20 protein-coding genes and 1 pseudogene are annotated in these 21,929 nt (G+C 69.3%); 19 read left to right on the top strand and 2 right to left on the bottom strand.

The window, feature by feature from the left end; genetic code table 11:
• On the top strand, positions 1-370 hold a 370-nt coding region (locus G5B46_RS12040; RefSeq protein WP_165258934.1), incomplete at its 5' end, for an amidohydrolase family protein.
• Here G5B46_RS12040 and G5B46_RS12035 read toward each other — a convergent pair.
• Positions 367-846, bottom strand: a complete 480-nt coding sequence (locus G5B46_RS12035) for an Lrp/AsnC family transcriptional regulator (RefSeq protein ID WP_165258933.1) — start codon at positions 844-846, stop codon at positions 367-369. The genes G5B46_RS12040 and G5B46_RS12035 overlap by 4 nt on opposite strands.
• Before the next feature lie 107 nt (positions 847-953).
• Between G5B46_RS12035 and G5B46_RS12030 the strand changes: the two genes are divergently transcribed.
• The 5 genes from G5B46_RS12030 (at position 954) to G5B46_RS12010 (ending at position 8,028) form a co-directional block, all read left to right on the top strand.
• The gene (locus G5B46_RS12030) at positions 954-1,202 is read left to right on the top strand and encodes a DUF6356 family protein (protein WP_165258932.1); all 249 of its coding nucleotides are present in this window, start codon (positions 954-956) and stop codon (positions 1,200-1,202) included.
• A gap of 157 nt (positions 1,203-1,359) precedes the next feature.
• Positions 1,360-2,781, top strand: a complete 1,422-nt coding sequence (locus tag G5B46_RS12025) for an amino acid permease (RefSeq protein WP_165258931.1) — start codon at positions 1,360-1,362, stop codon at positions 2,779-2,781.
• 33 nt (positions 2,782-2,814) lie between these two features.
• The gene (locus G5B46_RS12020) at positions 2,815-5,094 is read left to right on the top strand and encodes a S8 family peptidase (protein ID WP_165258929.1); all 2,280 of its coding nucleotides are present in this window, start codon (positions 2,815-2,817) and stop codon (positions 5,092-5,094) included.
• Positions 5,095-5,178: 84 nt separating this feature from the next.
• A complete protein-coding gene (locus G5B46_RS12015; RefSeq protein ID WP_165258927.1) occupies positions 5,179-6,327 on the top strand; it encodes an acyl-CoA dehydrogenase family protein in 1,149 nt (382 codons plus the stop codon).
• A 120-nt stretch (positions 6,328-6,447) separates the two neighbouring features.
• On the top strand, positions 6,448-8,028 hold the full coding sequence (locus tag G5B46_RS12010; RefSeq protein ID WP_165258925.1) for a globin-coupled sensor protein: 1,581 nt from the start codon (positions 6,448-6,450) through the stop codon (positions 8,026-8,028).
• 256 nt (positions 8,029-8,284) lie between these two features.
• On the opposite strand, the gene G5B46_RS12005 is transcribed toward G5B46_RS12010, so the two are convergent.
• The gene (locus G5B46_RS12005) at positions 8,285-8,596 is read right to left on the bottom strand and encodes a hypothetical protein (protein ID WP_058347358.1); all 312 of its coding nucleotides are present in this window, start codon (positions 8,594-8,596) and stop codon (positions 8,285-8,287) included.
• Between the two features lie 290 nt (positions 8,597-8,886).
• On the opposite strand from G5B46_RS12005, the pseudogene G5B46_RS12000 reads away from it, so the two are divergent.
• From G5B46_RS12000 to G5B46_RS11940, 13 genes and pseudogenes are all read left to right on the top strand, one after another.
• Positions 8,887-10,900 (top strand): annotated as a pseudogene (locus G5B46_RS12000) (methyl-accepting chemotaxis protein).
• On the top strand, positions 10,897-11,184 hold the full coding sequence (locus G5B46_RS11995; RefSeq protein WP_101720634.1) for an STAS domain-containing protein: 288 nt from the start codon (positions 10,897-10,899) through the stop codon (positions 11,182-11,184). The pseudogene G5B46_RS12000 and the gene G5B46_RS11995 overlap by 4 nt, the downstream one beginning before the upstream one ends.
• On the top strand, positions 11,181-11,546 hold the full coding sequence (locus tag G5B46_RS11990) for a response regulator (protein WP_058347355.1): 366 nt from the start codon (positions 11,181-11,183) through the stop codon (positions 11,544-11,546). The genes G5B46_RS11995 and G5B46_RS11990 overlap by 4 nt, the downstream gene beginning before the upstream one ends.
• A 56-nt stretch (positions 11,547-11,602) precedes the next feature.
• Complete coding sequence (locus G5B46_RS11985) at positions 11,603-13,915, top strand: chemotaxis protein CheA (protein WP_165258921.1); 2,313 nt, start codon at positions 11,603-11,605, stop codon at positions 13,913-13,915.
• 4 nt (positions 13,916-13,919) lie between these two features.
• On the top strand, positions 13,920-14,387 hold the full coding sequence (locus G5B46_RS11980; protein WP_165258920.1) for a chemotaxis protein CheW: 468 nt from the start codon (positions 13,920-13,922) through the stop codon (positions 14,385-14,387).
• Positions 14,387-15,265: a protein-glutamate O-methyltransferase CheR gene (locus G5B46_RS11975; protein ID WP_165258918.1), complete on the top strand. Its 879-nt coding sequence runs from the start codon at positions 14,387-14,389 to the stop codon at positions 15,263-15,265. The genes G5B46_RS11980 and G5B46_RS11975 overlap by 1 nt, the downstream gene beginning before the upstream one ends.
• Positions 15,266-15,267: 2 nt before the next feature.
• Positions 15,268-16,296 carry a chemotaxis response regulator protein-glutamate methylesterase gene (locus G5B46_RS11970; protein WP_116569535.1) on the top strand — a complete coding sequence of 343 codons (1,029 nt, stop codon included), beginning with the start codon at positions 15,268-15,270 and terminating at the stop codon, positions 16,294-16,296.
• Between the two features lie 4 nt (positions 16,297-16,300).
• Positions 16,301-16,690, top strand: a complete 390-nt coding sequence (locus G5B46_RS11965; RefSeq protein WP_058347350.1) for a response regulator — start codon at positions 16,301-16,303, stop codon at positions 16,688-16,690.
• Positions 16,687-17,262, top strand: a complete 576-nt coding sequence (locus G5B46_RS11960; protein WP_058347349.1) for a chemotaxis protein CheD — start codon at positions 16,687-16,689, stop codon at positions 17,260-17,262. Before G5B46_RS11965 ends, G5B46_RS11960 begins: the two co-directional genes overlap by 4 nt.
• Before the next feature lie 5 nt (positions 17,263-17,267).
• Positions 17,268-17,657: a chemotaxis protein CheU gene (locus G5B46_RS11955; protein ID WP_165258916.1), complete on the top strand. Its 390-nt coding sequence runs from the start codon at positions 17,268-17,270 to the stop codon at positions 17,655-17,657.
• A gap of 7 nt (positions 17,658-17,664) precedes the next feature.
• Positions 17,665-18,267 carry a response regulator gene (locus G5B46_RS11950; RefSeq protein WP_165258914.1) on the top strand — a complete coding sequence of 201 codons (603 nt, stop codon included), beginning with the start codon at positions 17,665-17,667 and terminating at the stop codon, positions 18,265-18,267.
• A complete protein-coding gene (locus G5B46_RS11945; RefSeq protein ID WP_165258913.1) occupies positions 18,264-18,719 on the top strand; it encodes a chemotaxis protein CheE in 456 nt (151 codons plus the stop codon). Before G5B46_RS11950 ends, G5B46_RS11945 begins: the two co-directional genes overlap by 4 nt.
• A 257-nt stretch (positions 18,720-18,976) precedes the next feature.
• On the top strand, positions 18,977-21,838 hold the full coding sequence (locus G5B46_RS11940; RefSeq protein WP_165258911.1) for a TonB-dependent receptor: 2,862 nt from the start codon (positions 18,977-18,979) through the stop codon (positions 21,836-21,838).
• Positions 21,839-21,929: the final 91 nt, after the last annotated feature.

The raw sequence follows: 21,929 nt of genomic DNA, 5'->3' as shown, positions 1-21,929 counted from the left end.
GAGGATCGCCCTGCGCACCCGACCGCTCGACCGCTTCATGCTGGTCACCGACGCCATGCCCACCGTCGGCATGGCCGACAAGCGCTTCACCCTGCAGGGCCAGGCCATCACCGTGCAGGACGGCGTGTGCGTGGGCCCCGGCGGCACCTTGGCCGGCTCGGACCTCGACATGATCGGCGCCGTCCGCAACGCCGTCGACATGCTGGGCCTGTCGCTGGACGAGGCCGTCATGACCGCCTCCAGCGCCCCCGCCGCCTTCCTCGGCCTTGCCGCCCAGCGCGGAACCATCGCCCCCGGCATGGCCGCCGACCTCGTCCTCCTCGACGACCAACGCAACGTCGTCCGCACCTGGATCGACGGGCGGAGCTAGGTCGGGATCGGCAGGGCCGTCGTGAACTTGATCTGCTCCATCGCGAAGCTGGACGACACGTCGGTCAGCGGCGCGGTGGCGATCAGGCGCTTGTAGAAGCGGTCGTAGGCGGCGATGTCCTTGACCACCACCTTCAGCAGGTAGTCGACCTCGCCGGCCATCCGGTAGAACTCGACCACCTCGGGAAGGGCGCCCGCGCCCTTGGCGAAGGTCGCGAGCCAGTCCTCGTCGTGACGGCCGGTCTTGACGGCGACGAACACGGTCAGCGGCAGGTCCAGGGCCTCGCGGTCGAGCAGGGCGACGCGGGCGGTGATGACGCCGGTGTCCTGCAGGCGCTTGAGCCGCTTCCAGCACGGGGTCTGCGACAGCCCCACCCGCTCGGCCAGTTCGGCGATCGAGGCGGTGGCGTCCTCCTGGAGGATGGCGAGCAGGCGGCGGTCGATGGAATCGAGATCGATCATCTCGCTTCTTCGCATATCGGAGATGGGAATTCTCCCAACCTGCCGCGCGCCGCCAAGATCGACAATGTCTTTCTCGCCGACGCGGCGCATCCTCGCAGGTCTCGATCGAGGAGGGACCCGCGATGCTCGAGCTCTTCACCCGTCACCCCCGGCAGGTGGGCGAAACCTATGGCGAGCACTTCGCCATGGCCTGGAGCTTCGGCCTGCCGATGCTGGCCGCGGGCCTGGCCTGCCTGGTCCACGGAATCCTGCCCTTCCTGTTCGAGCGCACCGGCAGCAATTGCGTCAAGGCGCTGCACGCCCGCATGAAGGGCCGCGGCGCCCCGGCGCCCGCGCCGATCAGCTTCCAGGCCTTCGACGCGGCGATCTGAACCGACGATCCTTCGGCCCAAGGCCGCCCAAACCGGCGTTTCGTCCGTGGAGGGCCCATTTTCGGGCCCGCGCCGAATATCCGTCGTCTTTGCGCCCTGCCCCCTTGGCGGTGCGCCGATCCCCGGCCATGGTCCCCCGGCAGTCGGGAGGACAAGCATGAGTTTCTGGATGCGCCGCAAGGCGATCGACGGGGCGAGCGGCGGCCATGAGGGCCACCAGCTCAAGAAGACCCTGAGCTGGCCCCACCTGGTGGCCCTGGGCGTCGGGGCCATCGTCGGCACCGGCATCTACACCCTGACCGGCGTCGGCGCAGGCCTGGCCGGCCCCGGCGTGATCCTGTCCTTCCTGATCGCCGGCGCGGTCTGCGCCTGCGCGGCCCTGTGCTACGCCGAACTGTCGACGATGATCCCGGCCTCGGGCAGCGCCTACACCTACAGCTACGTCGCCATGGGCGAGCCGGTGGCCTGGGTGATCGGCTGGAGCCTGATCCTCGAGTACACCCTGGTCTGCGCGGCCGTGGCGGTGGGCTGGTCGGCCCACGCCCAGGGGCTGTTCAAGATGATCGGCACGCCCGACTTCCTGCTGGCCGGCCCGCACGCCGGCGGCATCATCAACCTGCCGGCCGTGATCATCTCGATGGCCGTGGCCGGCCTGCTGGCCCTGGGCACCCGCGAGAGCGCCACGGTCAACATGGTGCTGGTGGTGATCAAGATCGCGGCCCTGGCCGTGTTCGTCGCCCTCTGCCTGCCGGCCTTCGACGCCAGCCACTTCACGCCGTTCATGCCCAAGGGCTTCGCCGCCAACCCGGGCCCCGACGGCCTGAAGGTCGGCGTCATGGCCGCCGCCAGCCTGATCTTCTTCGCCTTCTACGGCTTCGACGCGGTGTCGACCGCCGCCGAGGAGACCAAGAACCCCAAGCGCGACCTGACCATCGGCATCGTCGGCTCGATGGCCGCCTGCACGGCCATCTACATGATCGTCGCCGCCGTCTCGATCGGCGCCTCGCGCACCGAGGTGTTCTCGGCCAGCGAAGCGCCGCTGGTGTTCATCCTGGAAACCCTCAAGCACCCGAAGGTCGCCGCCGGCGTGGCCCTGGCCGCCGTCATCGCCCTGCCGACCGTGATCCTGGCCTTCATGTACGGCCAGAGCCGGATCTTCTTCGTCATGGCCCGCGACGGCCTGCTGCCCCGCGCCCTGTCGCGGGTGAACGCCAAGACCGGCACGCCGGTGCTGATGACCGTGCTGACCGGCGTGCTGGCGGCCTTCCTGTCGGGGCTGCTGCCGCTGAAGGAGATCGCCGAGCTGGCCAACGCCGGCACCCTGGCCGCCTTCATCGCCGTCGGCGCCTCGGTGATCGTGCTGCGCCTGCGCGAACCGGAACGTCCCCGCGTGTTCTCGACCCCCGCCTGGCCGGTCGTGGCCGCCGGCGCGATCCTGGGCTGCCTGTACCTGTTCATCAGCCTACCGGCCAAGACGCAACACTACTTCTTCTACGCCCAGTTGATCGGCCTCGCGATATACTTCCTTTACGGCGTGCGACGCAGTGTCCTCGCGAAAGGCTCGTCTCCCGCGAAGTAAGGTGAGCGCAGGGGCGGGCCGGAGGGGTTTTCGATGACCAATCTCGACCGCGCCCTGCGCATCTGGCCCGCCGCGCTCGTCGTCGGCGCGGCCCTGCTGGTGACCGGCTGCGGAGGCGGCGGAGGCGGGGGCGGCCCCTCGACGGGCGTGACCACGCCGCCGCCACCGCCGCCTCCTCCCCCTCCACCACCGCCTCCTCCGCCCCCTCCGCCGCCGCCCCCTCCAAGCGTGACGAGCACGGAGTACCAGCGCAGCTGGGGCCTGGCGGCCATCCACGCCAATGTCGCCTATGACGCCGGCTACACCGGCGCCGGGGTGACCGTCGCCGTCGTCGACACCGGCGTCGACCCGGCCCAGCCCGACCTGGCCGGCCGCCTGTCGGCCGCCTCGACCGACATCGTCGCCGGCCGCAACACCCCGTTCGACACCGACCGCCACGGCACCCGCTCGGCCGGGATCATCGCCTCCAACTTCAACGGCACGGGCACGATCGGCGTGGCCTACGGCTCGACCATCCTGTCGATCCGCGCCGATACGGCCTCGACCAATCCCAGCTGCGAAGACTGCATCTTCGGCTCGACCAACCTGGCGCGCGCCATCGACTACGCCGTGGCCAACGGGGCCAAGGTGATCAACTTGTCGCTGGGCGGCGAGGACCCGCTGGGCGCGACCTTCGAGGCGGCCCTGTCGCGCGCCGCGGCGGCCGGGGTGGTGGTCGCCGCCTCGGCGGGCAACGAGGGCCTGGCCGATCCGGGCTGGCCGGCCCGCTACGCCGTCGATCCGCGCTACGCCGGCGCCGTGCTGGCCGTCGGCTCAATCTCGCGCACCGGGACCCTCTCCAGCTTCTCCAATCGCGCCGGCGTCGCCGCCGAGGGCTATATCGTCGCGCCCGGCGAGGACGTGATCACCGATTGCGACGGCACGAGCTGCTGGCGGATCTCGGGCACGTCGTTCGCCGCGCCGCACGTCTCGGGCGCGCTGGCCCTGCTGCTGCAGGCCTTCCCCAACATCTCCGGCCGCGACGCGGTCTCGATCCTGCTGCGCACGGCCGCGGACGTGGGCGCGACCGGCACGGACTCGACCTACGGCCGGGGATCGCTGGACCTGACGCGGGCCTTCCAGCCGGTCGGGACCAGCAGCCTGGCCACCGGCGCCGGCGTCGCCGTCACGCTCGACGGCGGCGCGGCCCCGGGCACCAACATGGCCGGCGCCTTCGGCAACGCCCTGGCGCGCACCACCGCCCTGACCACCGTCCTGACCGACGACTACCACCGCCGCTTCGTGGTCGACCTGGCCGGCAGCGTGCCCTCGGCCTCGCGCCGGGGCGTCGGCGACCTGCCCCCCGCGGCGGCGTCCAGCGCCGTCGTCCTGGGCGGCCCGGCGCTGGCCGGCGCCCAGCTGGCCTTCAGCGCCGAAGCCCCGCTGTTCGAGGACATGCCCAACGCCAGCACGCCCGACCTGCTGCTGGCGCCCCAGCCCATGCGCTCGGCGCGCATGCAGGCGGCCTTCGGACGCTTCAGCTTCTCGACCTGGACGGGCGAGGGCGGCGCGCCCGCCCCGGCCGGGCCCGAGGGGCGCGACGCCTTCCGCATGGTCGCCCGCCCCGACCAGACCGTTCAGGCCGCCGTACGCCTGGGCCGCTTCGCCTTCAGCGCCGAGCAGGGCGAGGCCGAGCGCCGCCTGCCGCTGCGGACCAGCCAGATCAAGGCCTCGCGCTATGTCTCGGCCACCGGCCAGACGGCCATCGCCGGCGGCGTGCTCAGCCTGACGGCCGGAACCCTGGAGGAGCCGCTGGGTCCGCTGGGCTCGTTCCTGGCGCCCGGCTCGACCTTCGCCCTGCCCTCCACCACCCGCTTCACGGCGGCGGCCTTCGACCTGTCGCCCCGGCCGGGCGTCAGCCTGCGGGCCGAGGCCTCGATGGGGCGGATGGACGCCCAGGGCGGCCTGCTGGCCCTCGACGGCGCGGTCAGCGGCGCCTGGCGCCTGGCGGCGGCGGCCGACTGCGGCCTCATCGGCTGGTCCTGCGCCCAGCTGACCTTCGAGGTCAGCCAGCCCCTGCGCATCGAGGCCGGCCGCTTCACCACCACCCTGGCCGACGCCCCGCTGTCCTACGAGGACCCGCTGACCTACTCCACCCGGCGGTTCAGCGCCTCGCCCGACGGGCGCGAGATCGACCTGCGCCTGGGGCTGGAGAAGGCGCTGAGCGGCGAGCGGCGTCTGACCTTCCGCGGCGGCGTGGCCCTGCAGCCCGGCCACGACGCCTCGGCCGATCCGGAGCTCAACCTGTCGGCCACCTACCGCGCCCGCTTCTGACGGGCCTTCCATTCCGCCGCGCGCCGGCTAAAGTCGGCGAATAAAACGATCGTTTGACGCGACGGAAAACAGGAAGGAACCGCCATGGCCCTCGACCGCGAGACCCGCGACCAGCTGCTCGACATGGTCGCCCGCTTCGTGGCCGAACGCCTGCGGCCGATCGAGGCGGAGGTGGCCGAGAACGACGCCGTGCCCGAAACCGTGATCGCCGAGATGCGCGACCTTGGCCTCTTTGGCCTGTCGATCCCCGAGGAGCACGGGGGCCTGGGCCTTTCGATGGAGGACGAGACGCTGGTCGCCATCGAGCTGGGCCGCGCCTCGCCGGCCTTCCGCTCGGTGTTCGGCACCAATGTCGGCATCGGCAGCCAGGGCCTCGTCATGTTCGGCACCGACGCCCAGAAGGCCAAGTGGCTGCCCGGTATCGCCTCGGGCGAGACCGTCACCTCCTTCGCCCTGACCGAGCCGGAGGCCGGATCCGACAGCGCCTCGGTGCAGACCAGGGCCGTGCGCGACGGCGACGACTACGTGCTGACCGGCTCCAAGCGGTTCATCACCAACGCCGGCAAGGCTTCGCTGTTCACGGTGATGGCCCGTACCGACCCTGACGCCAAGGGCGGCGCGGGCGTCTCGGCCTTCCTGGTGCCCGCCGGCCTGCCAGGCCTGCACGTGGGCAAGGCCGAGAAGAAGATGGGCCAGCAGGGCGCCCACATCCACGACGTCACCTTCGACGGCGTGCGGGTGCCGGCCGAAAACCGCCTGGGGGCCGAGGGCGAGGGCTTCAAGGTGGCCATGCAGGTGCTCGACCGCGGCCGCCTGCACATCGCCGCCGTCTGCGTGGGCGTGGCCGAACGGCTGATCGCCGACTGCGTGGCCTATGCCAGCGAGCGCAAGCAGTTCGGCCAGCCGATCGCCAGCTTCCAGCTGATCCAGGCGATGCTGGCCGACAGCAAGACCGAGGCCCTGGCCGCACGCGCCCTGGTGCTGGAGACCGCCCGCAAGCGCGACGCCGACCAGAGCGTCACCCTGGAGGCGGCGGCCGCCAAGCTGTTCGCCTCGGAGATGGTCGGCCGCGTCGCCGACCGGGCCGTGCAGATCTTCGGCGGGGCCGGCTACGTGGCCGACTACGGCATCGAGCGCCTGTATCGCGATGTCCGTATTTTCCGGATTTACGAAGGCACCAGCCAGATCCAACAACTGGTCATCGCCCGAGAAACACTTCGTCGCGGCGGATAGCCGCAAGCATATCTCGGTAGAGTGCGACGTCCTGACGCGCTCAAAACGGGAAAAGTTGTTGGCGCATTAACCATCGACCGCGAGAGTGACCACCGATATCTCAATCGGGGAAGCGGCCAGATGAGCCAGGACTATGCACTGAGTGACCGCGTTGCGTTCATGGGTCTCGACACTCGAGCCCGTGCGGCCCTGCGGGCTCTGCGTCCGCTCATCGAGCGGGAAATCGGTCCCGCGCTGAAGGGCTTCTACGACCGCGTCAAGGCCACGCCCGAGACCCGCAAGTTCTTCGGCGACGAGCGCCACATGGACGCGGCCGGCAATCGCCAGAAGTCGCACTGGTCGGTGATCGCCGAGGCCGATTTCAGCGACACCTACGTCAAGGCCGTGCGCGCCATCGGCGAGACCCACGCCCGCATCGGCCTGGAGCCGCGCTGGTACATCGGCGGCTACGCCCTGGTCAGCGAGCACCTGATGCGCTCGGCGATCCGCGAGGTCTGGCCCAAGGGTTTCATGGCCAAGGCCGACGGCGCCGAAAAGGCCGGCGACGCGGTCTCGGCCCTGATGAAGGCGGTCATGCTCGACATGGACTTCGCCATCTCCATCTACCTGGAGACCATCGAGGCCGAACGCCAGCGCCTGGAAGAAGTGCGCCTGGCCAACGAACGCAGCCAGACCGCCGTGGTCCAGGCGCTCGGCGAGGCCCTGTCGCGGCTGGCCAGCGGCGACCTCGCCTCGCGCCTCGACATCGAGGTCACGCCCGACTTCCAGAAGCTGAAGGGCGACTTCAACGCCGCCGTGGCGACGCTGGAAGAGGCCATGGCCGCCGTGACCCAGGCCACCGACGGCATCCGCATGGGCGCCGACGAGATCGGCGTCGCCGCCGACGACCTGTCGCGCCGCACCGAACAGCAGGCCGCCAGCCTGGAAGAGACCGCCGCGGCCCTCGACGAGATCACCGCCACGGTCAAGCGCGCCGCCACCGGCGCCCGCCAGGCCTCCGACGTGGTGGCCGGGGCCAAGACCGACGCCGAGCGCTCGGGCGTGGTCGTCACCGACGCCGTCGCCGCCATGGGCGAGATCGAGACCAGCTCGCGCGAGATCAGCAACATCATCGGGGTGATCGACGAGATCGCCTTCCAGACCAACCTCCTGGCCCTCAACGCCGGGGTCGAGGCCGCCCGCGCCGGCGACGCCGGCAAGGGTTTCGCGGTCGTCGCCTCGGAAGTGCGGGCTCTCGCCCAGCGCTCGGCCGAGGCGGCCAAGGAGATCAAGAGCCTGATCGGCGCCTCGTCCAAGCAGGTCGAGGCCGGCGTGGCCCTGGTCGGCCAGACCGGCGAGGCCCTGCGCAGCATCGTCGTCAAGGTGGCCGAGATCGACGCCCTGGTCGGCGAGATCTCGTCCTCGGCCCAGGAACAGTCGAGCGGCCTCGCCCAGGTCAACATCGCCGTCAATCAGATGGACCAGGTCACCCAGCAGAACGCCGCCATGGTCGAGCAGACCACCGCCGCGACCCATTCGCTGAAGGGCCAGTCCAGCGAACTGACCCGCCTCGTCGGCGGTTTCAAGACCTCTCGCCAGGCGGTGACGGCCCCCGTCGCCCGCCCTGCGCCCCGTCCTGCCGCGCCTCGCGTGGCCTCGCGTCCCGGCGCCGCCCGCGGCTCGGCCGCCGTCGCCATCGACCAGGACTGGGAAGAGTACTGAATTTCGTGAGGCCGGGGCGCGGCGTAGCGTAACGCGTCCCGGTCGGTTTCTTCGCGCGTCTCCTCAACTGGCCCGCCGCAAGGCGGGCTTTTTCTTGGAGAACGCATTGCTTGAAAAGTATTCGGCGTTACTTGGCCACGCCGCTGTCCAGACAGCAAAACGCCCCCGCCGATCCGGCCTTGGCGCGTCCCCTGCGGGATGCGCCGGCCTGGACCAGCGGAGGCGCTTGGACCCCCTCTGGGAAGGCGCGTAAGTCTTACGCGCCGCCCGGGAAGCGGAACGGAACCTTCACGGTGCCGGTCTTCGAGCCCATCGGCAGCTTCTCGGCGATGCACATGGCCGCCTTGTCGAAGCCCTTGCCGGCCGCGCTGTTGTCCACGACCTTGCAGGCCGAGAGCTTGCCGGCGTCGGCGGTGCACTCAAGCATCACCTGGGCGGCGTCCTTGGTGTTGGCGAACTGCTGAAGGCAGCGGCCCATTTGGTCTTCGAAACCGCCGGCGGCCGAAGCGGCCTGAGCGACGAAAAAGCTGCCGGCGATTCCCGCGGCAATAGCGATCGGATATTTCATCCCGCTGCTCCTAGTATTTTTTCTTCGTCCGTTGGACGTTGCGCCAACCGGACGCCTGCACCTTTTCGCAGCCGCAAGTTAAGATAGTCTGAGTCACCGAAGAATAATCGATATTTACTTATCGATAACCATAATGACTTGTGAAGGGCGCCAGGTCGCCACAATCGCCCCTCTCTAGACTCAAATACGCGTGCGTATGCGCATATCGATACGGGGTGCGACAGGGTGCGGCCATCATCCTTAACCAAAGTCAGGAACTATTAGGAATCTATCGTGATGATCGCCCCACATTGCGGACGGTCCGTGGGCACGGCCGTCTCTTGGAGGGGATTTGTCATGAAGCGCTTTCGACTCGTCGATCTGCCGTTGATCATAAAAATCGGCTTCGCGCCGGCCTTCGCACTGCTGATGCTGGCGGCCATGGCCGTGGGGTCCATCGTGGTGCAGAAGAGCCAGTCGGCGGCGCTGCAGCAGGTCGTCGAGACCGACATGCGCACCAACAGCGAAATCCAGTCGCTGTCGCGCCGCATCACCGACGCTCACGGCAAGCTCTACCAGATCCTGGCCTCCAAGGCCGACCCGATGGCCGCTCCCGCCGGTCCGCGCATCACCGAGCTGCTCGCCGAGTTCGACACCCTGGGCAAGGAAATGAAGGGCCTCTCCGCCCGCCTGCCGGTCTCGGAACGTCCGAAGATCGACGCCCTGGTCAAGGCGCTGGCCGAGTGCCGCAGCGCCGTCGACACCGTCAGCGGCATGGTCGACGTCGACGCGGGCATGGCGATGAGCTTCGCCGGCAGCTTCGAAGACCAGTACGTCAAGATGGCCGCGCAGCTGCAGAAGGTGGTCGACGACGCCGCCAACCGCGCCAAGACGCAGGCCGCCAAGCGCCAGGCCGAGGCCGCCGCCTCGATCAGCATCACCATCGTTCTCTCGCTCATCACCCTGGCCGCCGTCGGCGCCCTGGCGTTCATGACCGTGATGACGACCCGCAAGTCGATCGGCGACATCGCCGGCGCGACCGAGAAGCTCTCCAAGGGCGACAACGGCATCGATCTGGAACGCCTGACTCGTGGGGACGAGCTGGGCGCCATCGTGCGTTCGCTGAAGGTGTTCCGCGACAACCAGCTGCACCTTGAGCAGCTGCGCGCCGAGCAGGAGAAGTCGGCCGCCCTGACCGCCGACGAGCGTCGCGCCAAGGAAGCCGCCGCCGCCGCCGCCGCCCGCGAGAGCGCCCTGGTGGTCAGCTCGCTGGCCGAGGGCCTGGAGCGCCTGGCCCAGGGCGACCTGACCTTCCGCGTCACCGCCGCCTTCCCGGGCGAGTACGCCAAGCTGAAGGACGACTTCAACGGCGCCATCGCCCAGCTGCAGGACACCGTGAAGGTGATCGCCGCCTCCACCGACGGCCTGCGCACCGGCGCCGACGAAATCGCCCACGCTTCGGACGACCTGTCGCGCCGCACCGAGCAGCAGGCCGCCAGCCTGGAAGAAACCGCCGCCGCCCTGGACGAGCTGACCGCCACCGTGCGCCGCACGGCCTCGGGCGCCCGCCAGGCCTCGGACGTGGTCTCGACCACCCGTGGCGAAGCGACGCATTCCGGCCAAGTCGTCCATCAGGCAGTGTCCGCGATGGGCGAAATCGAAAATTCCTCCAAGCAGATCAGCCAGATCATCGGCGTGATCGACGAGATCGCCTTCCAGACCAACCTCCTGGCCCTCAACGCCGGGGTGGAGGCCGCCCGGGCGGGCGAAGCGGGACGTGGTTTCGCGGTCGTCGCCCAGGAAGTCCGCGCGCTCGCCCAGCGCTCGGCCGAGGCCGCCAAGGAGATCAAGACCCTGATCTCGTCGTCGACCCAGCAGGTCTCGGCGGGGGTGAGCCTGGTCGGCCAGACCGGCGAGGCCCTGCAGCGGATCGTGGCGAAGGTCGGCGAGATCGACGCCCTGGTCACCGAAATCGCCGCCTCGGCGGCCGAGCAGGCGACCGGCCTCAACGAAGTCAACACCGCCGTCAACCAGATGGATCAGGTGACCCAACAGAACGCCGCCATGGTCGAGCAATCGACCGCCGCGACCCACTCGCTGAAGGGCGAGACCGGCGAGCTGGTGCGCCTGATCGGTCGCTTCCGCGTGGGTGAAGGCGCGGCCCAACGTTTTGAACGCCCGCGCGAAGCCGACGCCCATGTCGACTCGCCGGCCCGCAACCCCGTCGCCGAGCAACGCGCCCGGCTCGGCGCCTTCGCCCGGCCTGGCCGTGGCGGCGCCGCCGCAGCGGCCGCCCCGGCCAGCGACGGCTGGGAGGAGTTTTGATGACTGTGCTTTCGCTGCCCGAAACGCTTGATCTGAAGGCGTCGGGTCCCCTCAAGGCGGCGTTCCTGGAACGCCGCGGCGATGCGGTCGAGGTCGACGCCGGCAACGTCCGTCGCCTCGGCGGCCTGTGCCTGCAAGTGCTCCTGGCGGCCAAGACCGCCTGGGCGGCGGACGGCAAGTCCTTCTCTATCCGGGCCCCTTCGGAGGCCTTTGTCGAAACCACCCGTCTGTTCGGCGCCGAAGGGGCGCTTCTTTCGGCGGATATCCATGGAGTTCAATCGTGACGCGGACGGTCCTCACGGTCGATGATTCCCGAACGATGCGGGACATGCTGCGCATGGCCCTCGCCGGCGCCGGGTTCAACGTCGTCGAAGCGGTCGACGGCGAGCACGGGCTGGAAGTTCTTTCGGCCCATCGCCCCGACGTGATCATCACCGACATCAACATGCCCAAGCTGGACGGCTTCGGCTTCATCGAGGCGGTGCGGGTCGACGACGACTATCGCGCCATCCCGATCCTGGTGCTGACCACGGAAAGCGACCCGGCCAAGAAGGACCGCGCGCGCCGCGCCGGCGCCACGGGCTGGATCGTCAAGCCGTTCAACCCGGAAAAGCTGGTCGACGCCATCCGCCGCGTCGCGGCCTGACGTCGTTTCCCCCTGCCCGGGGGCACTGAAGACTCTCTCGTTTTAGGAACGTTGGAATGGACGAGTTAGAGGCCATCAAGGTCACCTTCTTCCAGGAGTGCGAGGAACTGCTCGCCGACCTCGAAGGCGGGCTCCTGGCCATGCAGGACGGCAACGACGACGGCGACACCGTCAACGCCGTGTTCCGCGCCGTCCACTCGATCAAGGGCGGCGCCGGCGCCTTCGGCCTCGAGCCGCTGGTGCGCTTCGCCCACGTGTTCGAGACCCTGCTCGACGCCGTTCGTTCCAACGAAGTGCCTGCGACCCCGGACCTGGTGGTGACCCTGCTGCGCGCCTCGGACGTGCTGGCCGACCACGTCAGCTCGGCCCGCGGGCTGGGCGTCGTGGACGAAGCCGTCTCGGCCGCCATGGCCGCCGAACTGAAGGCCTGCACCGACCCGAACGCCGCGCCGGCTCCCGCCGCCGTGGTCGAGGCGCCGGTGTTCGAAGCCGCGCCCGTCGCCGCGCCGGCCGAAGCGCTGATCGGGGCCGACGACGCCCTGGACGACGACGACCTCGGTTTCGACTTCCAGCCGATGACGATCACCATCGACGAGCAGGCGGCTGACGTCGCCGCCGCCGCGGGCAACGTCTGGACGGTGTCGATCCGTCCCAAGTCGGACCTCTACCGCAAGGCCAACGAGACCGCCCTGCTGCTGCGTGAACTGGCGCGCCTGGGCCCGATCGAAGCCACCCTGGACGCCAGCGCCATCCCGCCGCTGGACATGCTGGACGCCGAAGCCGCCTACGCCACCTGGACGGTGCGCCTGGAGACCGAGGAAGACGAGACCGCCATCCGCGAGGTCTTCGAATTCGTCGACGGCGACTGCGACCTGGAAATCACCCGCGGCGAGGGCCTGACCCCCGACGCCGCCCTGGCCGCCCTGCTGGCAGGCGATGCGCCCGCCGCCGTCGAAGCCGCTCCGGCGGTCGTCGCCGAGGCGCCGGCTCCGGTGGTGGTGGTGGAAGCCGCCCCCGAACCCGTCGCCGTCGCGCCGGTCGTCGAGGCCGCCCCGGCGCCCGTCGCCGCGCCGATCGCTCCGGCCGCTCCTGTCGCCGCCTCGGCCCCGGCCGCCGCGCCCGCCGCCAAGGCCCAGCAGATCGACGTCCCGGGTCCGGGCCAGTCGGTGATCCGCGTCGATCCCGAGCGCATCGATCGCCTGATCGACCTGGTCGGCGAGCTGGTCATCAACCAGGCCATGCTGGCGCAGCGCGTCGGCGAATACGGCATCGCCCCCTCCTCCAACCTGGCCATGGGCCTCGACGAGCTGGAACAGCTGACGCGCGAGATCCAGGACAGCGTCATGGCCATCCGCGCCCAGCCGGTGAAGTCGGTGTTCCAGCGCATGCCGCGCCTGGTCCGCGAAGTCGCCAGCATGACGGGCAAGCAGGCCCGCCTGGTGATGGACGGCGAGAACACCGAGGTCGACAAGACGGTCATCGAGCGTCTGTCCGACCCGATCACCCACATGCTGCGCAACGCCATCGACCACGGGCTGGAAAGCCCCGAGGAGCGCAAGGCGGCCGGCAAGAATCCGGAAGGCGTCGTGAAGCTGGCCGCCCTGCACCGCAGCGGCCGGATCGTCATCGAGGTCTCCGACGACGGCAAGGGCATCAACCGCGAGCGCGTCCACTCGATCGCGATCAAGAAGGGCCTGATCTCGCCGGAACTGCAGCTGACAGACGAGGAGATCGACAACCTGATCTTCCTCCCGGGCTTCTCGACCGCCGACAAGATCTCGGACGTCTCGGGCCGCGGCGTCGGCATGGACGTGGTCAAGCGCTCGGTGCAGGCGCTGGGCGGCCGCATCTCGATCACCTCGCGTCCGGGCCAGGGCTCGACCTTCACGCTGAGCCTGCCGCTGACCCTGGCCGTCCTCGACGGCATGGTGGTCGACGTCGCCGGCGAGACCCTGGTCGTGCCGCTGGCCGCCATCGTCGAGAGCCTGCGTCCGAAGCCGGAAGAGGTTCGCCCGCTGGGCCCGGTCGGTTCGGTGCTGGCCGTCCGCGACAGCTTCGTGCCGCTGATCGACGTCGGCCTGACCCTGGGCTACCGCGAGGCCTCGCCGCCGCCGACCGAAGGCGTCGTGCTGCTGGTCGAGGGCGAGGACGGTTCGCGCGCCGCCCTGGTGGCCGACGCCATCCACGGCCAGCGCCAGGTGGTCATCAAGTCGCTGGAGCAGAACTACCAGCAGGTCGACGGCGTCGCCGCCGCGACGATCCTGGGCGACGGCCGCGTGGCCCTGATCCTCGACGTCGATGCGGTGATCAGCCTGCGTCGCCGCGAGCCGCCCCGTCCCGTCGAACCCACCCTGATCGCCGCGGAATAAGCCGATGTCAGAAGAAATCATCACCACCGGCGCCGAACGCCGCGAGCTGATCTCCTTCCGCGTCGGCGACCAGGAATACTGCGTGGACATCATGGCCGTCCGCGAGATCCGCGGCTGGAGCCCGGCCACGACGCTTCCGCAGTCGCCCGGCTACATGCGCGGCGTCATCAACCTGCGCGGCGCAGTTCTGCCGATCATGGACCTGGCCTGCCGTCTGGGCATGCCGATGGTCGAGCCGACCGTCCGCAGCGTGTTCATCGTGGTCAAGGCGGGCGACCGCATGATCGGCATGCTGGTCGACGCCGTGTCGGACATCCTGTCGATCACCGACGACCTGGTTCAGCCGACCCCGGACGTGGCCTGCGACGCCGTTCGCAGCTTCATCCGCGGCATCATTTCCATCGACGGCCGGATGATCAGCGAGATCTCGCTCGATCGCCTGCTGCCCGAACGCGAGGCCCTGGCCGCCTGATGACCTTCGCTTCCGCCCCAACGGATCGCCGCGAAGCCATCGTCGATGGCGAGTTCGCGTTCACGACCCAGGACTTCAAGCGCATCGCCGAAATCCTGTACGGCATGGCCGGCATCAGCCTGCCCGACACCAAGGCCACGCTGGTCTATTCGCGCCTGGCCAAGCGCCTGCGCGCGCTGGGCATGCGCTCGTTCAAGGAATACTGCGCCTTCGTGACCAGCGACCCGGGTCGCGACGAGAGCCAGGAAATGCTGCGGGCCCTGACGACCAACGTCACCCGCTTCTTCCGCGAGCCGCACCACTTCGACGACCTGCGCGCCAACATCCTGGAGCCGATCGCCGACCAGGTGCGCGCCGGCCGCCGCCTGCGTCTGTGGTCGGCCGCCAGCTCGTCGGGCCAGGAGCCCTATTCGATGGCCTTCACGGTGCTGTCGGTTTGGCCCAATGCGGCCGAACTGGACATCCGCATCCTGGGCACCGACATCGACACCAACGTCCTGGCCACCGGCCGGGCCGCCGTCTATGACGAGCACCTGCTGGAAGGCGTGTCGCAATCGATGCGCGGCCAGTATTTCGAGCGTGATCCGAGCGACCGCCGCGCCTGGCGTGTCTGCGAGGCCGCGCGCAGCCTCGTCGCCTTCCGCGAGCTGAACCTCAACGGTCCGTCGTGGCCGATGAAGGGTCCGTTCGACGCCATTTTCTGCCGGAATGTCGTGATCTATTTCGATGAACCGACCCAGGAGCGGGTCTGGAGCCGTTTCGCGCCGCTGCTGGCGCCGGGCGGCAAGCTCTATGTCGGCCACTCCGAACGCGTCGGCGCCAACGTGCGCGGCTTCGAGAGCTGCGGCCTGACCGCCTATCGCAAGACGGGGGTCTGACCATGGCCAAGATTCGCACCCTCGTCGTCGACGACTCGGCGACCATGCGCGGCCTGATCACGGCCGCCCTCAACCGCGATCCCGAGATCGAGGTGGTCGGCGCCGCCGGCGACCCGTTCGAGGCCCGCGGCATGATCAAGGCCCTGAACCCCGACGTCGTGACCCTCGACATCGAGATGCCGAACATGAACGGCATCGAGTTCCTCGAGAAGATCATGCGCCTGCGGCCGATGCCGGTGGTCATGGTCTCGAGCCTGACCCAGGCCGGGGCCGAGATGACCCTGCGCGCGCTGGAACTGGGCGCGGTCGACTGCGTGGGCAAGCCCACCACCGCCACCGGCACCGCCGAAGCCCTGGCCGAAGTCGCCGAAAAGGTGAAGACCGCGGCCCGCGCCTCGGTCCGCACCAAGGCCGACGCGCCCGCCGCTCCGGCCCGCCGCGGCGCCTATCTGCCCTCGGGCGACGTGGTGGCGATCGGCTCGTCGACCGGCGGGGTCGAAGCCCTGCTGACGATCCTGTCGCAGTTCCCCGAGACCTGCCCGCCGACCGTCATCACCCAGCACATGCCGGCCACCTTCACCGCCAGCTTCGCCGCGCGCCTCGACCGCGCCAGCGGGGCCAAGGTGCAGGAAGCCACCGACGGCGCGCTGCTGGAAGTCGGCAAGGTCTATGTGGCCCCCGGCGGCGCCACGCACCTGGAAGTCGTCCGCTCGGCCGGCCTGCGCTGCCGCCTGGTCGCCGGCGACCCGGTCAGCGGCCACCGCCCCTCGGTCGACGTGCTGTTCCGCTCGGTGGCCCAGGCCGTCGGCGACAAGGCCGTCGGCGCGATCCTGACCGGCATGGGCCGCGACGGCGCGCAGGGCCTGCTGCAGATGCGCCAGGCCGGCGCCCGCACGGTGGGCCAGGACGAAGCCAGCTGCGTCGTCTACGGCATGCCGCGCGCCGCCCAAGAAATCGGGGCCGTGGAGAAGCAGGTTTCCCTGTCCTCCATCGGCCAATCCATCCTCGATCTGGCCTCCGCGAGGCGATAGTCCCATGCCCCAAGCAAGCTCCATTTCCGTTCTCGTCGTCGACGATCAGCTGACCATGCGCGCGCTGATCCGCAACGCGCTGCAGCAGATCGGCTTCAAGGACATCCGCGAGGCGCCCGACGGCGAGGAGGCCCTCAAGAACCTCCTGGCCAAGCCGGCCAACCTGGTGATCTCGGACTTCAACATGCCGAAGATGGACGGCCTGGCCCTGCTGCGCGCCGTGCGCTCGCACCCGCCGATCCGCCAGACCGCCTTCGTCATGCTGACCGGCCGCGCCGACCGCGAGCTGGTGCAGCGCGCCGTGCAGTTCGGCGTGAACAACTACTGCGTCAAGCCGTTCACCGTGCAGGGCCTGCGCGACAAGATCGAGCAAGTGTTCGGACAGCTGACATGATCGGCAGGGATTATTCTCACGACGACGAGCTGCGCGCGACCAAGGTCCACGTGACCCAGGGCGAGAGCCATGTCTCGACCGACCCCAACGTGGTGATGACCACGGTGCTGGGCTCGTGCATCGCCGCCTGCATCCGCGACCCCCAGGCGGGCGTCGGCGGCATGAACCACTTCCTGCTGCCCGACGCCGGCGACGGCCGGGGCGGCAGCGGCGGCGACGCGGTGCGCTACGGCGCCTACGCCATGGAACTGCTGATCAACGGCCTCTTGAAGAAGGGCGCCCGCCGCGAGCGGCTGGAAGCCAAGATCTTCGGCGGCGGCAAGCTGTTCGACAGCCTGTCGGACGTCGGCGCCAGCAACGCGGCCTTCGCCGAGCGCTTCCTGCGCGACGAAGGCATCCCGATCGTCTCGTCCAGCGTCGGCGGCGTCTCGGCCCGCCGGGTCGAGTTCTGGCCGGTCACCGGCCGGGTGCGCCAGCGCCTCGTGGCCGTCGACAACGCGCCGCAGGAAGTGCGTCGTCCCGCCCCCATTCCCCAGCCCGCGTCCAACGCCGGCGACCTGGAGCTGTTCTAGTCCTCATGACCGCCCCGTCGACCGCCGCCGCCGATATCCTCGTCTCGCCGGATCACCAGCTTCCGGTGGGCGAGCTGTCGCGCCGGTTGGCGGCCGAACTGGCGGCCGCGGCGACGATCTGCCGCGAGTGCGAGCACGTGGCGGGCGAGCTGGCCACGGGCGGCGCGGCGCTGGAGAACATCACCCGCCTGCAGGCCCTGGACGAGCTGAGCCAACGGCTGCACGGCCTGTCGGACGTGCTGGCCCGCATCAGCCAGCACGCTTCCGGCGAATGGAGCCTGTCGGTCGACCCGCTGCTCGAAGGCCTGGGCCTGGCCGACCTCGTCGTGCGCCTGCGTTCGGACCAGGAGCATTCCGGCTGGGGCGCCGAGGCCGGCGAACTCGACTTCTTCTGAGGCTTCGATGCCCGAGCCGCTCAATCCATCGACGCGGATAAATCTCGAGCGCGCCACCGTGCTGGTGCTCGACGACAACGGCGCGTCCCTCGACATCCTGTCGGGCGTCGTCTCCGGCTTCGGCGTACGCACCCTGCACCGCGCGGAGTCCGTCAGGGACGCCCAGGCGCTGGTGAAGATCCACACCTTCGACCTGATCATCAGCGACGTGCAGATGCCCGAGGTCGACGGCTACGAGTTCATCCAGTGGCTGCGGCGCGAGGCGCCCGAGCAGAACCGCTACGTCCCGGTGATCCTGGTCACCGGCCACACCCGCATCTCGCAGGTGTTCAAGAACCGGGACGCGGGATCCAACTTCACCGTCGCCAAGCCGATCACGCCCAAGATTCTGTTGGAGCGGATCTTCTGGGTGGCGCGCGAGGAGCGAGCCTTCATCGAGTGCGATACGTACATCGGGCCCGATCGACGGTTCAAACACGAGGGGCCGCCGCCGGGGACGGACGGCCGACGCAAGGACGACCTTCAGGGGGAGGTTGGGGATGCCCAGGAGCCCAACATGTCCCAAGAGGAAATCAACAATCTGATGAAGGTCGCGAAGGTGCAGATATGACCGTTCGCAAGTTCCGTCCCCCCAACCGCCTGGCCTCGATGATCAAGGACCGCGGCGGCATCCTGGCCAAGGACGCCCTGGCGGCCGCCGAGGCCAATGTCGAAACCCTGCGCGAAAGCTCGCTGGCGGCCCTGGACGCTGCGCTGGAAGCCATCGAGGCCCGCTTCGGCCCCGGCGCGCCCGACCGTGCGAGCGAGGAGTTCGAGACCCTCTACACCATGACCCTGAAGGTCGTGGACGTGTCCGGCTTCGCGGCCGACGCCGGGGTCGACGAGGCGGCCGTCTCGCTGTGCGCCCTGGTCGACGCCTGCGCAGAAGCGCAGGCTTGGCGCTGGGACGCGGTCGACGTCCACCTGTCGGCCCTGCGCCTGCTGCGCAACGTCGGCGCCAGCCTGCCGGCGGAGCATCGCCGGGGCATGCTCGACGGCCTGCACAAGGTCGTTCAGCGCTGAAATCCACGCTTTCGTAGCGCCGGCGCCACGCTCGCGCCGGTCGTTACAACTGTTACCGGTCCCATCACTTGATGCGTCCTCCGGTGTTTGTTACGCGTTCGTTGCTACCGGTGTCAGAGAACTCCACCAAGGAGTGACACCGGTTTCCAGAATGACGGCCGAGAACGGTCGCGTGGGAAGGACGCGGGACTGTTTCGAAGGCCACGGCGAGGTTTCTCCAAGACCGCGCCGCAACGAAACGAACGGGAGGAGGACAAATGTCTTACGGACATCAAGCGCGCCTGCGCGCTCTGAAGATCAGCGTCTCGGCCGGCGCCGTCGCCATGGCCCTGGCGGCCGCGGGCTCGGCCATGGCCCAGGAAGCCCAGGCCACCACCGAAAGCGACGCCGTCGAGGCCGTTGTGGTCACCGGCTTCCGCAACAGCCTGGCCAAGGCCCTCAACGTCAAGCGCGAGGAAGCCGGGGCCGTCGACTCGATCCTGGCCGAGGACATCGGCAAGTTCCCCGACCTCAACCTGTCGGAATCCATCCAGCGCATCCCGGGCGTCGCCCTGGCCCGCGACGGCGGCGAAGGCCGCCAAATCTCGGTGCGCGGCCTTGGTCCCCAGTTCACCCGCGTGCGCATCAACGGCATGGAAGCCCTGACCACGGCGGGCAGCGCCGACTCGTCGGGCGGCACCAACCGCGGCCGCGCGTTCGACTTCAACATCTTCGCCTCGGACCTGTTCAACTCGATCACGGTCCGCAAGACCGCCGAGGCCACGACGGAAGAAGGCTCGCTGGGCGCCACGGTCGACCTGCGCACCGCCCGCCCGTTCGACTACAACGGCTTTGCGATGTCGGCCTCGGCCCAGGCCGGCTTCAACGACCTGTCGGAGAAGACGACGCCCCGCGGTGCCTTCATGATCTCCAACACCTGGGCCGACGGTAAGCTCGGGGCGCTGTTCTCGATCGCCTACACCAAGCGCAAGACCGTCGAGGAAGGCCACAGCACCGTGCGCTGGGCCACCGGCAACGCCTTCTCGCCGGGCTTCGACGCCCTGCCCCAGACCAGCGGCGCCAATGCCGGCACGCCGGGCCTGGTCAACACCTCGGCCTCGGCCGTGGCCAACAACGCCGCCCTGCACCCGCGCTTTCCGCGCGTCGACCGCTTCCAGAACGACCAGGAACGCCTGGGCGCCACCCTCGCCCTGCAGTTCCAGCCGTTCGAGGGCACGACGATCTCGTTCGACGCCCTCTACGCCGACCTGAAGGGCACGCGCGAGGAATCCTACCTGGAGGCCCCGTCCTTCAGCACCGGCGGCGCCTGCACGGCCGCCAACGCCGCCACCAGCTGCGGCATCGCCGACACCAACGTGGTCTCCTCGACCATCCAGGACGGCGTGATGGTCAAGGGCGTGTTCGACGACGTCGACCTGGCCGTCGAGAACCGCTTCGACAAGCTGCGCACCAAGTTCACGCAGTTCTCGCTGACCGGCGAACACCAGATCAGCGACAACTTCACGATCAACGGCTTCGTGGGCCACTCGGAGTCGGACCACACCAACCCGATCCAGACGACGCTGCGCTTCGACTACTTCAACGTCGACGGCTACGGCTACGACTACACCGACAGCCGCAATCCGAAGTTCAACTACGGCAACGCCACGCTGACCGACCCGACCAAGTGGCGCCTGACCCAGATCCGCCTGCGCCCGCAGACGGCCCTGAACACCTATGACGCCGCCCAGGCCTGGGGCGTCTACAAGCTGAACGACACCTGGACGATCAACGCCGGCCTGAACTTCAAGCAGTACGACTTCGAGACCACCGAGATGCGCCGGACGGTGGGCACGACCACCAACCAGGAAACGGTGATCCCGGCGGCCATCGCGGCCATGTCGCTGGCCAACTTCTCGACCCTGGCCACCCTGGGCGGCACCCAGACCATCATCCCGAGCATCGCCAAGGCGGTCTCGGCGCTCAGCCTCTACGACCAGACCGCCTACGGCGGCGCCTTCCGCCTGGGCTCGGAGCCCTCGCTGGGCAACAACCGCAGCGTCGCCGAAGAGAACCGCGGCGGCTACGCCCAGGCCGACTTCCGCACGGAAGTGGGCGACTGGGGCCTGCGCGGCAATTTCGGCGTCCGCTACGTGAAGACCAAGCAGTACGCCACCGGCTACACCTATGTCGGCGGCGCGCCCGTCGCCATCTCGTCGGGCCGCGAGTACGACGACACCCTGCCGTCGATGAACCTGGTGCTGGAGCCCAGCGAGAACTTCCTGATCCGCTTCGGCGCGGCCAAGGTCATGTCGCGTCCGGACCTCGGCAGCCTGACCCCGGGCTCGACGGTCAGCGTCTCGGGCACCGCCCGCAGCGTCACCGCCGGCAACCCGAACCTGGATCCGTTCCGCGCCAAGACCTTCGACCTGGCGTTCGAATGGTACTTCCAGAGCCAGGCCCTGCTGTCGGTCGCCCTGTTCCAGAAGAACATCGACAGCCTGGTGCAGACGGTCACCACCTCGACCACCTTCACCGGCAACCCGTTCGGCATTCCCGACAGCGTCGCCATCGCCGCCTGCGGCACGACGGTGGGCTGCAGCCCCTCGGCGCAATGGAACTTCTCGACCCCGGTCAACACCGACGGCGGCAAGGTCAAGGGCTTCGAGGTCAACTACCAGCAGCCGTTCAAGTTCCTGCCCAGCTTCCTGGCCAACACCGGCGTGCTGCTGAACTACACCTACGTGAAGTCGGACGTGAAGTACGTGAACTCGGCCGGCGCCGTCGTGGCCTCGACCGACCTGACCGGCCTGTCGCGCAACGGCTACAACGCCACGCTCTACTACGAGGACGCCAAGTGGAGCGCCCGCGTCTCGGCCTCGTACCGCGACCGCTACCTGACCCGCGTGCTGGGCCAGGAGAACACCACGGCCGCGCCGATCCCCTATGACGGCACCAACGAGACCTTCAACGTCGACGCCTCGGTGCAGTACACCCTGAACGACCAGTTCAAGATCACCCTGGAAGGGGTGAACCTGACCGACGAATACCAGGACCAGTTCACCGGCACCCAGAACATGCCGGTGGTCTACCACCACACGGGTCGCGAGATCCTGCTGGGCCTGCGCTACAAGTTCTGATCCGGACTTAGGAAGCGCCCCGCCTTCGGGGGGAGGCGGCGGGAAGGGGCGTCGGCGCAAGCCGGCGCCCTTTTTCGTTGGTCCCATGCGC

Origin of the sequence: Caulobacter sp. 602-2 (assembly GCF_011043625.1) — a bacterium.
Taxonomy (GTDB): Bacteria; Pseudomonadota; Alphaproteobacteria; order Caulobacterales; family Caulobacteraceae; genus Caulobacter.
This window is presented reverse-complemented; position numbering and strand designations above follow the sequence as displayed.